Source organism: Maribacter zhoushanensis (assembly GCF_029350975.1).
Lineage (GTDB): Bacteria > Bacteroidota > Bacteroidia > Flavobacteriales > Flavobacteriaceae > Maribacter > Maribacter zhoushanensis.
The window spans coordinates 1,403,625-1,418,381 of record NZ_JARKMR010000001.1 but is presented as its reverse complement, the minus strand read 5'-3'; the positions used below and the strand labels follow the sequence as shown (position 1 = coordinate 1,418,381).

Below are 14,757 nucleotides of genomic sequence, written 5' to 3'. Positions count from 1 at the left end.
TTTACATGCACATTCCTAATTAACTAACAACCTTATAGTCTGGCAATGTTGGTCTGGTAGTTATACCTTGTTTTATAATTGCTGCTACTCTTTCACGTTCTACACCCGTTAAAGGTAGTCTAGGTGCACGTACGTTTTCAGTACCAATACCTGTAGCAACTTCTGCCATTTTAATATTCTGTACCAATTGCGGACTTATATCTAATTCTAACAATGGCAAGAACCATCGGTAGATTTCTAAAGCTTCTTTAATTCTGCCTGCCCTAGCCAACTCAAAAACAGCACATGTTTCTGCAGGAAAAGCACAAACCAAGCCGGCTACCCAACCATCTGCTCCCATTAAAGTACTTTCAAGACCTAAGGTATCTACACCGGTTAATACGTTTAATCGGTTTCCAAATCTGGTTTTTATACGGGTTATATTAGATATATCTCTAGTAGATTCTTTTACCGCCTGTATATTATCACAAACCATTAGCTCATCTAACATATCAAGAGTTACCATAATTCCATAATCTATAGGATTGTTATAAATCATGATCGGTAAATCTGTACTATTGGCGGTTTCTTTAAAGTAAGTAACGGTTTCATGGTCATTTGCCTTATAACGCATTGGTGGCAACATCATTAAACCTGTAGCCCCACATTCTTTAGCAACTTCAGCTGCATGTATGGCTCCTTTAGTAGTTTGCTCAGCAATATTTATAATTACAGGTACGCTACCATCTACAAGTTTTACGGTCTCTTTCATTAAAACCTTTTTCTCGTCATAGGTCAATGTACTTGCCTCGCCCAAAGTACCACCTAATATTATTCCACTAACACCTGCTTCTAACTGCGCTTTAATATTGACAGAGAACATGTCTAAGTCAAGTTCATCTTTATCTGTGAATTTTGTGGTAACCGCTGGCATTACCCCTGTCCATGAAATACTCATTTGTCTCTCTTTTAGTTGATTCCCAAAATTAGAGATAGTAGCCTTGAAAATGTGTTGACATATTATCCAGACATGGTACTATTCTACCATCTTATCTATACATATTCAATTTATAGTGATAAATTAGATGTATATGAAAATATTTCCTTTTAAAATACCAAAACCTTTAGATGAGCATTTAATAGTTCAGGTAGATAAAGAACCCGTATTTTACAACAGACTTCATCAGCATGAAGAAATACAGATAAGCTACATTATTAATGGAAAAGGAAAATTATTGGTTGGTGATAGTATTCATCAATTTTCTACGGGAGATATTTTTGTTATTGCCAGTAACTTGCCACACGTTTTTAAAAGTATACAAGAGCAGCAAGATGCACATATGCTTTCTGTATTTTTTACAAAAAACTCCTTTGGCACCAACTTCTTTAAACTTCCATACCTTAAAAATTTAAACTCTTTAATTATAAGTTCTTCAGGCGGATTCAAAGTAACATCTAATAAAAAACACATTGCTCAGCAATTACTAGAGATACAATCTCAACAAAAACTAAAACTTTTTATTTCCTTTTTAGAGTTATTAGAAGAACTTAGTAAGGCAACCAAAGAACCCTTAAGTAAATTTATTTACTCTAAAACCCTTAGTTCTACTGATGGAGAGCGATTACAAGATATTTTTGATTTTGTATTTAAAAATTTTCAGCAACCTATTTCATTAGATGAGATAGCAAAAATGGCATATATGACACCAAATGCCTTCTGTCGTTTTTTTAAACAACGAACGGACAAAACGTTTTTTCAATTTTTAATAGAGTTACGTGTTGCACATGCCTGCCAATTATTAATTTCCAATAAAGAACTGAATATTAATATGGTAGCGGAACGTTCTGGATTCAACTCTATCTCAAATTTTAATAAAAAGTTTAAAAAAATAAAAGGAATAACACCTACACAATACCAACAGACTTTACTGTCTTAAGCAGGTTCTTCTATTTATATCAATATTATATTTCAAATTGAAATATAGCTTTCTATATTTGCCATTCAATTTATGCCCACGTGGTGAAATTGGTAGACACGCTACCTTGAGGGGGTAGTGTTCGCAAGGACGTGCTAGTTCGAATCTAGTCGTGGGCACAAAAGGTTAGATTTAGGTCTAACCTTTTTTATTTTGATAATTTTAACTACAAAGTATCCTAATACATTTTAATAAATTGTAGATTTGTTTAATCCTTTTTCAGAAAGTATGAACAATGTAAAAAAGCAATTCAGTATTAGAGACCTTGAAAACCTCTCTGGTATTAAGGCACACACCATTAGAATTTGGGAAAAAAGATATAATCTTTTATCTCCTGAACGCACAGACACAAACATTAGAACGTATAGCCTTTCTAGCTTACAAAAGTTACTTAATGTTACTTTACTCTACAACAACGGACACAAAATTTCAAAAATTGCTAAAATTTCTGATAAAGACATTCCGTATGTAGTGCGTGAAATTGTAGCAAAACACAGTCATAAGAGTCAGGCTATTAATGCTTTTAAATTAGCGATGGTCAATTTTGATCAGACTATGTTCTTTAACACATACAATGCCCTATTGAGTGAAAACTCTTTTAGGGAGATTTTTAAAGAGACATTTGTTCCTTTATTAAATGAACTAGGGTTACTTTGGCAAACAGATACCATTAGTCCTGCTCATGAGCATTTTATGAGTAGTCTTATCAAACAAAAAATTCTATTAAATACTGAAAAGCTTCAACATTTAGAACCCACAAAGAAAGACAAAGTCTTCGTGGCTTTTCTGCCTGAAAATGAAATTCATGATATAGGGTTACTTTATATTAATTATGAAATTATTTTAAAAGGATATAAGTGCATCTATTTAGGACCAACTATACCAATGGAAAACCTTGAAGATGTTCTTAAATATTTTGATGACATCTATTTTGTATCCTACTTTACAGTTTTTCCAGAAAAAGATAAAGTAAATAAGTATTTAGAGGATTTCACCAAATTGGTTTCAGCCTACAACAACCCAAATTTTTGGATTTTAGGAAGACAAACCAATTTCATTGAAGATGCTACAAAACCAAAATTCTGTAGAACATTCACTTCAATTGACAACCTAGTAAACAACCTATAATCTCCCAGAACTAAATGAATAAAAATTGCATAGTAATCGGTTCTGGTTTTTCATCATTATCAGCAGCATGTTACTTGGCAAAAGCTGGGTGGGACGTGACCATATTCGAAAAAAATGAATCTGTTGGTGGTCGTGCATCACAATTTAAAAAAGAGGGGTTCACTTTTGACATGGGTCCAAGTTGGTATTGGATGCCAGACATCTTTGATAAGTTTTTTGCTGATTTCGATAAACAAACATCAGATTACTATCAATTAGACAAGTTGAGTCCAGCTTACAAAATTTTCTTTTCAGATGATATTATTACTATTGGTGATAGTATGGATAAAATTTGTGAGGAGTTTGAACGAATAGAACCAGGTAGCTCTAAAGCGCTAAAAAAGTTTATTGATAAAGCGCAAGAAAATTATGACATTGCCATCAATAAGGTTGTTCTAAGACCAGGACTTTCACCTTTAGAATTGGTAACAAAAGAAACGATATTAAAAGTTGACCAGTTTTTTAAAACTATTAGCTCACAAGTTCGTAAGTCTTTTAAAAATCCTAAATTGATATCAACACTAGAATTTCCTGTATTATTCCTTGGGGCAAAGCCAAGCAATACTCCGTCATTCTACAATTTCATGAATTTTGCAGATTTTGGATTAGGTACATGGCATCCAAAAGGTGGTATGTATGAAGTAATAAAGGCTATGAAAAATTTGGCGGTAGAATTAGGTGTTACTATACACACAGATTCTCCCATAGATAAAATTATTGTTACAAATGGCAAAGCTTCCGGTGTTTCCTGTAACGGTAAAACCTATAAGACTGATAAAGTTCTTAGCGGTGCAGATTACCAGCATTCTGAGAGCTTATTAGACGAAAAACACCAGCAGTACAGCAAAAGTTATTGGGAGAAAAAGGTGTTTGCACCTTCTTCATTGTTATTCTATATAGGTTTTGACACAAAATTAAATAATGTAGAGCATCACAATTTATTTTTTGATACCGATTTTGAACTACATGCCAAAGAAATTTATGACAATCCTAAATGGCCATCAAACCCGTTATTTTATGCTAATTTTCCTTCTATAACAGATTTGAGCATGGCACCTAAAGGTTGTGAAACAGGATTTTTTCTAGTTCCAATCGCTACAGCTTTAGAAGATACCGAAGGGCTTAGAAACCAATATTTTGATATCATTATGGACCGTTTTCAAGAAAGAACCGGCCAAAACATCAGAAATAATATTATATTCAAAGAAACATTCTGTGTAAATGATTTTGTAGAACGATACAATTCATACAAAGGAAATGCCTATGGTATGGCAAACACATTGACACAGACCGCTTTTTTAAGACCAAATTTAAGAAGTAAGAAGGTAACTGACCTTTACTTTACAGGACAACTGACAGTACCTGGACCAGGAGTACCACCAGCTTTAATATCTGGAAAATTAGTGTCAGAATTAATTATTAAGGATAACTAGTGATTTATGAAAGATACTTTTGATCAAGTCTCGTACCAGTGTAGTAAAATCGTTACCAAAAGATACAGTACATCTTTTGCTTTAGCAACAAAGATGCTACACCCCTCTATTCGTAGTCATATTTATAATATTTATGGTTTTGTACGCTTTGCCGATGAAATTGTAGATACCTTTCATGATTATGACAAAGAAGTACTTTTTGATAAGTTTGAACAAGAACTTGAAGCATCATTGAAGGATAAAATAAGCCTTAACCCAATCTTAAACTCTTTTCAGTACACGTACCATAAATACAAAATACCAAAGCATTTGGTAGACTCTTTCATGAAGAGTATGCGTATGGACCTAGTCAAGAATATATATAGAACAGATGCAGAGTATAAAGAATACATCTATGGATCTGCTGATGTAGTTGGTTTAATGTGCCTACAAGTATTTGTAAAAGGTGACGTAGAAGAATACAGTAAATTAAAAGAATCTGCCATGGCATTAGGTTCTGCCTTTCAAAAAGTAAACTTCTTGAGAGATGTGAAAGCTGATTTTGAAGAATTAAACAGATCTTATTTTCCAAACACAAACCTTAAGGAGTTAGATGAAGATTCTAAGAAAAGAATAGTTGACGAGATAAAGGCTGATTTCAAAAAAGGATATGAAGGAATCGTTGCCCTACCTACAGATGCAAAATTTGGAGTTTACACCGCGTATAAATATTATTACAAGTTGCTCAATAAATTGCAGAGCACACCGTCTTTAGAAATAAAGAACGCAAGAATACGAGTTCCTAATTATCAAAAATTTGGGCTATTGGCACGTTCTTATGTAAAATTTAAAATGAATTTGGTATAATGAATATAGTAATTTGGATATTGATTTTTCTAGGAACATTCTTGTTCATGGAATTTATGGCGTGGTTTACGCACAAGTATGTAATGCATGGTTTTCTGTGGAGTCTTCATAAAGATCACCATAAAAAAGATCACGACTCATGGTTTGAAAGAAATGATGCATTCTTTATTTTTTACGCAATTGTTAGTATGTCTTTATTCTATGCAGGTACTACCGGTTTCTGGTATGGCTACCCATTAGGGTTCGGAATTTTGGCTTACGGAATAGCCTACTTCTTAGTACACGATATTTTCATTCACCAACGCTTTAAGCTTTTTAGAAACGCTAACAACTGGTATAGCAGAGGTGTAAGAAGAGCACATAAAATGCACCATAAACACATTGGCAAAGGTGATGGCGAATGCTTTGGAATGCTATTTGTACCGTTTAAATATTTTAAAAAATAAGATTCAAAGAAGCAATCTCTTAAGTTATTCAGAGATAAGTTGAATAAGAAGCTTATCTACCTTTTCATTGTCCCAATCAGCAATGGCATTTTGGTGAATTACAATAGCTCCATTTTTATCGATGACATAAGACCCAGGCGGTTTTAATAATGATAATGGACTTGGCTCACCAATAATTTGATAGGTTACAGGAAAAGTATATTCCTGTTCTTGCATAAATAGCTCCACAGGTGCTCTTTCTTCATTGGTAATTATATAGAACTTCATCTTATCACCATAAGTATCATACAGGTACTGTATGTCTTTTAATTGAGCCTGAGAAGGCATATGCCAAGAAGTCCAAAAAGTAATGAAGGCAACCTGACCTTTTGCTTCATCAAAATTGAAAAATTTCCAATTAGCATCTTTTAACTTCCAGTCGTAGTCAGTTATCTTACCTCGGTTTTCAGGTTGTATAATTGTTGGGGAAGTGGCAAAAACCCTGTTGAGAATAATCTTGCTGTAATCACCCAAAGGGGTAACAAAAAAAGAAAGCACAAAAGCAATGATCAATAAGGTAAAAACCGTTTGTCTCTTCATAAAAGTTTTATAGGGGTCAAAACTAAAAAACTCCTGATTAATATCAGGAGTTTTCCTCACAAATTTTAAGTTGTTGAATTATGAGGCATTTTCTCTTTTTATAACATTTAAAGCTGAACCTTCTCTATACCATCCAATTTGAGCGGCGTTATATGTGTGATTCACTTTAATTACATCTTTACTACCATCTGCATGAACAACCTCAACGGTCAATTGTTTATCAGGAGCAAATTCCGCTATATCTAAAAAGTTAAAAGTATCATCTTCTTGTATTAGGTCATAGTCACTTTCGTTGTCAAAAGTTAACCCAAGCATACCTTGCTTTTTAAGGTTTGTTTCGTGAATACGTGCAAAAGATTTTACAATAACCGCAGCAACACCTAAATGACGAGGCTCCATTGCCGCGTGCTCACGTGAAGAACCTTCACCATAATTATGATCACCCACAACTATACTTCTTATACCTGCTGCCTTATATGCACGCGCCGTATCTGGCACACCGCCAAACTCTCCGTTCAATTGATTCTTGACCATGTTGGTTTTCTTACCAAATGCATTGACTGCACCAATTAAACAGTTGTTAGAGATATTATCTAAGTGCCCTCTAAATCGTAACCATGGTCCTGCCATAGAAATATGATCCGTAGTACATTTACCATATGCTTTAATTAACAATTTAGCTCCCATTAAACTTTCGTCCTTTATAGGGGTAAAAGGCTCTAATAATTGTAACCTTTCAGATTCCGGAGAAACTTTAACCTCTACACCTGAACCATCCTCATCTGGGGCAAGGTAACCTGCATCTTCCACTTCAAAACCTTTAGGAGGCAGTTCCCATCCTGTAGGTTCGTCAAACATAACCTCTTCACCTTTCTCGTTAATCAACTTATCCGTCATCGGATTAAAGTCCAATCTACCTGAGATAGCAATAGCCGCAGTAATTTCTGGTGAAGCTACAAAGGCATGAGTATTTGGGTTCCCATCTGCACGCTTGGCAAAGTTTCTATTGAAAGAATGGACTATACTGTTCTTAGGTGCATTTTTAGGGTCACTATAACGTGCCCATTGACCTATACATGGTCCGCATGCGTTGGTAAAAATTTTGGCATCTAGTTTTTCAAATATTCCAAGAATACCATCACGATCAGCTGTATAACGCACTTGCTCAGAACCAGGGTTAATACCAAGTTCAGCTTTCATTTTAATTCCTTTATCTATTGCCTGTTGTGCAATTGAAGAAGCTCTTGACAAATCCTCATAAGAAGAGTTAGTACAAGAACCGATCAATCCCCATTCAACCATTAACGGCCATTCATGAGAAGTAGCCTTTTCTGTCATGTCATCACCTACCTTTGTAGATAAATCTGGAGTAAAAGGACCATTTAATAATGGCGTTAATTTAGAAAGGTCTATCTCAATAACCTCATCAAAATATTGCTCTGGATTTGCATATACCTCAGCATCTGCAGTTAAATGCTCTTTCACCTCGTTTGCAGCATCGGCGATATCCGCTCTATCTGTAGCTCTTAAATAGCGCTCCATAGACTCATCATAACCAAATGTAGAAGTTGTTGCCCCTATTTCTGCACCCATATTACAAATGGTACCTTTACCTGTACATGATAAAGATTTTGCACCTGAACCAAAGTATTCAACTATGGCCCCTGTTCCACCTTTAACGGTAAGAATTTCGGCAACTTTTAATATCACATCTTTTGGTGCTGTCCATCCAGAAATAGTTCCGGTTAATTTAACACCTATTAATTTTGGAAATTTAAGCTCCCAAGCCATGCCTGCCATTACATCAACAGCATCTGCACCACCAACACCAATAGCAACCATACCCAATCCTCCTGCATTAACAGTATGAGAATCGGTACCGATCATCATACCACCTGGAAAAGCATAATTCTCCAATACCACTTGGTGAATAATACCTGCACCTGGTTTCCAAAAACCAATTCCGTATTTATTTGAAACAGACTCCAAGAAATCAAAAACCTCTGCACTTGTAGTATTTGCTGATTTTAAATCTGCCGTAGCACCGCTTTTAGCTTGAATTAAGTGATCACAGTGAACTGTAGTCGGCACCGCAACTTTTGGCTTACCGGCTTGCATAAATTGCAATAAAGCCATTTGAGCAGTAGCATCTTGACAAGCAATACGATCCGGAGCAAAATCAACATAATCCTTTCCTCGGGTGAATGCTTTGGTCGGGCTACCATCCCATAAATGAGAATATAAAATCTTTTCTGATAGTGTAAGTGGTTTACCTACTATCTCTCTTGCCTTGTCTACACGTTCCGACATGGAAGCGTAAACTTTTTTAATCATATCTATGTCAAAAGCCATAAAATCTATTTATAAAAATTGTTAATCTTTCTTATCTGTACAAGATACAAAATGTAAGGTGATTTTAAGAGCGCATATGAAATTAAGAATGATTATAAAAAGTAAACATATAAGTTCTAAAGCGTCTCTAATTAGCCGTAAAATAGTACCTATTAAAATTCATTTATCTAAACACTTATATTGAAACCTTTATATCAAGCTTAGTTTTTCACATACTAATGGAGTTTATTTTTATCAAAAGGATATTTATTAGCCCTAATTTTCATCTTAACCTCTACAAACTTTTATAAGATTTAAACTTCATGTACTTTACAAAAAATTAAAAATTTCCATGACATCACCATTCCATTTATCAAAAGAAGAAATGCAATCCTACGGCTATAAAATTGTAGACTTCATTGTTGAGCATTATACAGAAATTGAAAATAAAAACCCGGTAAGTATTGCTACAAGAAAAGAAATGGATTCTCTTTTTTTACAAGAAGCTCCGGACGAGGGAATGCCTGCAGATGAAGTTTTAAACTTTGTTATGGACAATGTAATACCAAACTCCAATATTTCCGGTCACCCAAAATCATTTTCATTTGTACCAGGACCAAGTAATTTTATAAGCGCAATTTCCGATTCTCTAGCAACAGGTTTTAATATTTTTTCTGGCGGATGGATTGTTTCTCCTGCTGCCGCCGAGCTAGAGATAGTTACCTTAAATTGGCTTTTAAAGATGTTTAATTTCCCGATAAAGAAAGGCGGAGGAATTTTTACAAGCGGTGGCTCTATGGCTAATTTAACAGCTTTAGTTACCGCAAGAAGAGTAAAATGCGGTGATGACTTTTCTAATGCTATTATTTATTTGTCTGACCAAGCCCATTCGTCCAACATCAAAGCTATTAGGGTTTTAGGATTCAAAAAAGAACAAATTAAAATTGTCCCCACAGATCTAGAGTTCAAAATAAGCATCAATAAACTTAAAAATGAAATTGCTAAAGATAAAATAGAAGGCAAGAAACCTTTTTGCATTATAGCTTCTGCAGGCACTACAAATACAGGAACCGTAGACCCTATAGACACCTTAGCAGATATTTGTGAAAAGGAAAAACTTTGGTTTCATATTGATGGCGCCTATGGTGGCGCTGCAATTTTATCCAAAAAAGGCAGTAAACTATTACAAGGTATTGAACGTGCAGATTCTTTAACTGTAGATCCTCATAAATGGTTTTTTCAACCCTATGAAATCGGTTGCTTATTAGTAAAGGATTCCTCTTGGCTAAGCAATACCTTTAGCGAAAAACCAGAATACTTAAGAGATATAGAAGGCAATGAGTCTGAAATTAATTTTTACGATTATGGTATTCAGCTTACTAGAAGGTTTAGAGCCTTAAAATTTTATATGTCTATAAAAACTTATGGTCTAAATGCTTTTAAACAGGCAGTAACGTATAATATTGATCTAGCTGATAAGACGGAAGATATATTAAGAGAAAGTGCAAACTGGGAAATTGTTTCGTTAGCAACTTTGGCTATTATTAATTTTAGATACAATCCGTTAGAATTAAAATTATCCGAAACTGAACTAGATACGTTAAATCAAGAAATTTCAGCAAGGGTCGTGGCTTCTAAAGAAGCACTTTTAGTAACCACTATATTACAAAACCAAGTAGTCATTAGAATGTGTCTAATTAATCCGGATACAACTTTAAAACATATCAAAGACACCTTAAACCAATGCGAAACATTCGCAAAGGAGATTCTTTTAGATTGGAAATTGAAGGCTTGATATACAAGCAAAATTGCCAGTACACTAAGTAGTCAGTAAATTTTAAAATAAAAAAGTCCGAGCTAAAAACTCGGACTTTTAATATATTATAAAGAAGCTAAATGATTATCTCACCAATTGTTTTGTAGAAGGCTTAAACTTCGTTAAAACGATGCCATCAACAGCTGCTTCATATTCTGCCATTGTTGGTGTTCTTCCTAAAATTGTAGATAATACTACAACCGGAGTTGATGATAATAATGATTCACCTTTTTTCTCGCCAGTATCTTTTACAACACGACCTTGAAATAAACGAGTTGATGTTGCCATTACCGTATCTCCTGGTTCTGCCTTTTCTTGGTTACCCATACACAGGTTACAACCTGGACGCTCTAAGTATAGCATGTTTTCGTACTTGGTACGTGCCAAACCTTTTGGTGCGCTATCGTCGAATTCAAAGCCTGAGTACTTTACAAGTACATCCCAGTCTCCTTCAGCTTTCAACTCATCAACAATATTGTAAGTAGGTGGAGCAACAACTAAAGGAGCTTTAAACTCAACCTTTCCGTTTTGCGCTTCAACGTTTTTCAACATTTGAGCCAATATTTTCATATCCCCTTTGTGAACCATACAAGATCCAACGAAACCTAAATCTACTTTTTTAGTACCACCATAGTAAGATAATGGACGAATATTATCATGCGTATAACGTTTAGAAACATCTTCATTATTTACATCTGGATCTGCAATCATTGGCTCAGCGATTTCATCTAAATCAATAACTACTTCTGCATGGTATTTAGCATCTGCATCTGGTCTTAAAGAAGGCTTAATTCCTGTTTTAAGTTCCGTAATTCTAGTCTCTGCCTTATCAACAAGTCCCTTAAGTACACCTTTTGCATTATCCATACCCTTTTCTATCATGATTTGGATACGACCTTTTGCAATCTCTAAAGATTCAATTAAGGTATCATCTTCTGAAATACAGATAGATGCCTTCGCTTTCATTTCTGCCGTCCAATCCGTAAACGTAAATGCTTCATCAGAAGTCAACGTACCAATATGAACCTCGATTACACGACCTTGGAATACGTTTTCGCCTCCAAATTGTTGTAACATTTGCTGTTGTGTAGCATGTACCACATCACGGAAATCCATATAAGATTTCATTTGTCCTTTAAAGGTCACTTTAACCGATTCTGGAATTGGCATAGAAGCCTCACCTGTAGCTAACGCCAAGGCAACAGTACCTGAATCTGCACCAAAAGCAACACCTTTAGACATACGTGTATGAGAATCTCCACCAATAATGATGTCCCAATCCCCTACCGTAATATCATTAAGTACCTTATGGATAACATCCGTCATTGGGAAATATTTCCCTTTTGGATCACGACCGGTAATTAAACCAAAGTCGTTCATAAAGCTCATTAATCTTGGAATATTAGCTTTAGACTTATCATCCCAAACTGATGCCGTATGACAACCAGATTGGTATGCACCATCTACAATTGGAGAAATAACCGTTGCGGCCATCATCTCTAATTCTTGAGAGGTCATTAAACCTGTAGTATCTTGAGAACCTACAATATTAACCTCAGCACGAACATAAGATCCTGCGTGTAACGTAGCTCCGGAAGTACCAACTGCATTTCTATTGAAAATTTTCTCTACAGCCGTTAACCCTTGCCCTTCAATAGAAACTTCTTTAGAAGTTGCATATACTTGAGGTACATCTATACCTAAGGTCTTAGCTGCAAATGTTTGTAGTTTTTTACCAAAAACAACAGCATAAGAACCACCTGCTTTCATAAACTCCATTTTCTGTGGAGTAAATGCTGCAGAAATATCTTTTAATTCAACTTTACCGTGATAAAGCTTTTTCTCTTTTGTATTAATAGTAAGCACCGTACCTGTTGCAACAGAATACATTTGTTTTAGAATTGGCTCACCATCTTCATCAACTATTGTGTTACCCGCTTCATCTTTTTGCTTTACCCAGTTTTTAAGGTCCAAACCTATACCACCGGTTACACCAACCGTAGTCAAGAATATTGGAGCAATACCGTTTGTACCGGCAATTACTGGTGCAATATTGATAAAAGGTACGTACGGACTAGATGAAATACCCGTCCATAATGCCACGTTGTTTACACCAGACATTCTAGAAGAACCAACACCCATAGTTCCTTTTTCGGCAATAAGCATAACACGCTTATCAGGATGTTCTTCCTTTAAAGCCAATAATTCATTTTGCATGTCTTTGTTATGCTCAAACATACATTGACCATGTAATTCACGATCCGATCTAGAGTGTGCATCACCACCTGGTGATAATAAATCTGTAGAAATATCGCCAACACCGGCAATATATGTTACTACTTCTATTTCTTCTTCTACCTCTGGTAGTTTAGTAAAGAATTCCGCTTGTGCGTAACTTTCAATAATATCCTTAGCAATGGCATTTCCACTTTTAAAAGCTTCTTCTAAACGAGATGTATCTGCTTCATAAAGGAATACTTGAGTCTTTAAAACCTCAGCTGCCTGTTTTGCCAAAGCCTCGTTAGAACCTAAGGCAATATCTAACAACACCCTTACAGAAGGACCACCCTTCATATGAGACAATTGTTCAAAAGCAAAAGTTGGAGTAATCTCCTCTAAGACTGACTCACCAAGAATGATTTCTTTTAAGAATACTGCTTTTACCTCTGCGGCACTTGTGGTACCCGGTAAAACATTATAGATAAAAAAGTTTAGAGAATCTTCTCTATACTCATTATCTACATCTTTAATTTGCTCAATGATTTTGCTAAGTAATTCAGCACCATCAATTGGCTTTGGATGAAGACCTTGACTTTTACGCTCTTCGATCTCCTTAAGGTAATCTTTATAAATGCTCATTAAAAAGTAATTTGTTTGTTAATTTGGATGCAGACATGTAGTTAGATTTCTAATTTCTCTCTGAAGACTTGTTTATGAAATGAGAATCATTATATCTACAAATTAACAGATTGAAAGGATTTTTAGAATATATGCTATTGAATTAGAACATTATATATTCCTCTAAACTTACCAATGTCAAATGTCATCTGTTAATTAATATTAAGTTAACGCAATTTCGTAAAATTACGTAATATAGAACGCATTTAAAATTAAATAAGTATGATTAGTTACTTTTTCTCAAATGAGGGATAAAGTAGATAGATATCAAACAATAATGATAGCCATTTTGTTTAATTTCTTCGAAAAATGTAGAAAAGTGGTAGTTTTTTAAAGTAACCTATCAATAATATCCTCTTCACTGATACCTTCTGCCTCAGCTTTGTAGTTTTTAATGATACGATGACGGAGTATACCTTTTACTACGGCATGTACATCTTCAATATCTGGAGAAAATTTTCCATGAACGGCAGCATTTGCCTTAGCTGCCAAAATAAGGTTTTGTGATGCCCTTGGTCCTGCTCCCCAATCTAAGTATTGCTTAACATAATCTGAAGCAGAGTCTAAATTAGGCCTTGTACTATTCACCAATTTTACGGTATACTCAACAACATTACCTGCTACCGGTACTCTACGTACCAGGTCTTGAATATCAATTATGTCTTGAGCATTAAATAAAGGATTGATTACCTGTTTTCTATCTGCAGTAGTATTTTTAACCACCTGAATTTCTTCAGCTATAGATGGGTACTTCAATTCTATGGCAAACATAAAACGGTCTAACTGAGCCTCAGGCAACGGGTATGTTCCTTCTTGTTCAATTGGGTTTTGAGTTGCCAAAACAAAATATGGCAAATCTAATTTATGTTGATGCCCGGCAATAGTAACCGCTCTCTCTTGCATAGCCTCTAAAAGTGCTGCCTGAGTTTTTGGCGGAGTTCTATTAATTTCATCTGCCAAAATTATATTAGAGAATATAGGACCTTTTATAAACTTAAAATTCCTATTCTGATCTAAAACCTCACTACCAAGAATATCACTTGGCATTAAATCTGGTGTAAACTGTATTCTTTTAAACTCTAGACCCAAAGCTTGGGCAATGGTATTTACCATTAAGGTTTTTGCCAAGCCCGGCACACCGATCAGCAATGAATGACCACCTGAATAAATAGAAAGCAAAATCTGTTCAATAACCTCATCTTGACCTACAATGATTTTGGCTATTTCCTTTTTAAGCTCAGCATGTTTTACTACTAGGCGTTCTATTGCTGCAACGTCTGACATAT

At 35.0% G+C, this 14,757-nt stretch carries 11 protein-coding genes and 1 tRNA gene; 7 read left to right on the top strand and 5 right to left on the bottom strand.

From position 1 onward, the window contains the following. Positions 1-19: 19 nt before the first annotated feature. Positions 20-937, bottom strand: coding sequence for a dihydrodipicolinate synthase family protein (locus tag PXD56_RS06110; RefSeq protein WP_276492428.1), 918 nt, complete (start codon positions 935-937; stop codon positions 20-22). A gap of 133 nt (positions 938-1,070) precedes the next feature. On the opposite strand from PXD56_RS06110, the gene PXD56_RS06105 reads away from it, so the two are divergent. From PXD56_RS06105 to PXD56_RS06080, 6 genes are all read left to right on the top strand, one after another. After that, entirely contained in the window at positions 1,071-1,916 is an 846-nt protein-coding gene (locus PXD56_RS06105; protein WP_276492427.1) for an AraC family transcriptional regulator, read from the top strand. Between the two features lie 74 nt (positions 1,917-1,990). Continuing rightward, a tRNA-Leu gene (locus PXD56_RS06100) sits at positions 1,991-2,074 on the top strand. A gap of 109 nt (positions 2,075-2,183) precedes the next feature. Next, complete coding sequence (locus PXD56_RS06095; protein WP_276492426.1) at positions 2,184-3,083, top strand: MerR family transcriptional regulator; 900 nt, start codon at positions 2,184-2,186, stop codon at positions 3,081-3,083. 14 nt (positions 3,084-3,097) lie between these two features. Continuing rightward, positions 3,098-4,555 carry a phytoene desaturase family protein gene (locus tag PXD56_RS06090; protein ID WP_276492425.1) on the top strand — a complete coding sequence of 486 codons (1,458 nt, stop codon included), beginning with the start codon at positions 3,098-3,100 and terminating at the stop codon, positions 4,553-4,555. Positions 4,556-4,561: 6 nt separating this feature from the next. Then, positions 4,562-5,401, top strand: a complete 840-nt coding sequence (locus tag PXD56_RS06085) for a phytoene/squalene synthase family protein (RefSeq protein WP_276492424.1) — start codon at positions 4,562-4,564, stop codon at positions 5,399-5,401. Then, positions 5,401-5,847: a sterol desaturase family protein gene (locus PXD56_RS06080; RefSeq protein ID WP_076547864.1), complete on the top strand. Its 447-nt coding sequence runs from the start codon at positions 5,401-5,403 to the stop codon at positions 5,845-5,847. The genes PXD56_RS06085 and PXD56_RS06080 overlap by 1 nt, the downstream gene beginning before the upstream one ends. Before the next feature lie 24 nt (positions 5,848-5,871). Here the strand turns inward: PXD56_RS06080 and PXD56_RS06075 are convergent, their stop codons facing one another. Further along, complete coding sequence (locus tag PXD56_RS06075; protein ID WP_276492423.1) at positions 5,872-6,426, bottom strand: TlpA family protein disulfide reductase; 555 nt, start codon at positions 6,424-6,426, stop codon at positions 5,872-5,874. Positions 6,427-6,504: 78 nt separating this feature from the next. Then, positions 6,505-8,778: an aconitate hydratase gene (locus PXD56_RS06070; RefSeq protein WP_276492422.1), complete on the bottom strand. Its 2,274-nt coding sequence runs from the start codon at positions 8,776-8,778 to the stop codon at positions 6,505-6,507. A 331-nt stretch (positions 8,779-9,109) separates the two neighbouring features. Between PXD56_RS06070 and PXD56_RS06065 the strand changes: the two genes are divergently transcribed. After that, entirely contained in the window at positions 9,110-10,552 is a 1,443-nt protein-coding gene (locus PXD56_RS06065) for a pyridoxal phosphate-dependent decarboxylase family protein (protein ID WP_276492421.1), read from the top strand. Between the two features lie 105 nt (positions 10,553-10,657). On the opposite strand, the gene PXD56_RS06060 is transcribed toward PXD56_RS06065, so the two are convergent. Together PXD56_RS06060 and PXD56_RS06055 are read right to left on the bottom strand one after the other, a co-directional pair. Beyond that, complete coding sequence (locus PXD56_RS06060) at positions 10,658-13,432, bottom strand: bifunctional aconitate hydratase 2/2-methylisocitrate dehydratase (protein WP_276492420.1); 2,775 nt, start codon at positions 13,430-13,432, stop codon at positions 10,658-10,660. 369 nt (positions 13,433-13,801) lie between these two features. Further along, positions 13,802-14,755 (bottom strand): AAA family ATPase, encoded by a 954-nt coding sequence (locus PXD56_RS06055; RefSeq protein ID WP_276492419.1) that lies wholly within the window; start codon positions 14,753-14,755, stop codon positions 13,802-13,804. Positions 14,756-14,757: the final 2 nt, after the last annotated feature.

Bases quoted from the DNA above. Each gene is read 5' to 3' on its own strand.
- PXD56_RS06065 (WP_276492421.1), top strand. From the start codon at position 9,110: ATGACATCACCATTCCATTTATCAAAAGAAGAAATGCAATCCTACGGC.
- PXD56_RS06110 (WP_276492428.1), bottom strand. From the start codon at position 937: ATGAGTATTTCATGGACAGGGGTAATGCCAGCGGTTACCACAAAATTC.
- PXD56_RS06080 (WP_076547864.1), top strand. From the start codon at position 5,401: ATGAATATAGTAATTTGGATATTGATTTTTCTAGGAACATTCTTGTTC.
- PXD56_RS06075 (WP_276492423.1), bottom strand. From the start codon at position 6,426: ATGAAGAGACAAACGGTTTTTACCTTATTGATCATTGCTTTTGTGCTT.
- PXD56_RS06105 (WP_276492427.1), top strand. From the start codon at position 1,071: ATGAAAATATTTCCTTTTAAAATACCAAAACCTTTAGATGAGCATTTA.
- PXD56_RS06055 (WP_276492419.1), bottom strand. From the start codon at position 14,755: ATGTCAGACGTTGCAGCAATAGAACGCCTAGTAGTAAAACATGCTGAG.
- PXD56_RS06095 (WP_276492426.1), top strand. From the start codon at position 2,184: ATGAACAATGTAAAAAAGCAATTCAGTATTAGAGACCTTGAAAACCTC.
- PXD56_RS06085 (WP_276492424.1), top strand. From the start codon at position 4,562: ATGAAAGATACTTTTGATCAAGTCTCGTACCAGTGTAGTAAAATCGTT.
- PXD56_RS06070 (WP_276492422.1), bottom strand. From the start codon at position 8,778: ATGGCTTTTGACATAGATATGATTAAAAAAGTTTACGCTTCCATGTCG.
- PXD56_RS06090 (WP_276492425.1), top strand. From the start codon at position 3,098: ATGAATAAAAATTGCATAGTAATCGGTTCTGGTTTTTCATCATTATCA.
- PXD56_RS06060 (WP_276492420.1), bottom strand. From the start codon at position 13,432: ATGAGCATTTATAAAGATTACCTTAAGGAGATCGAAGAGCGTAAAAGT.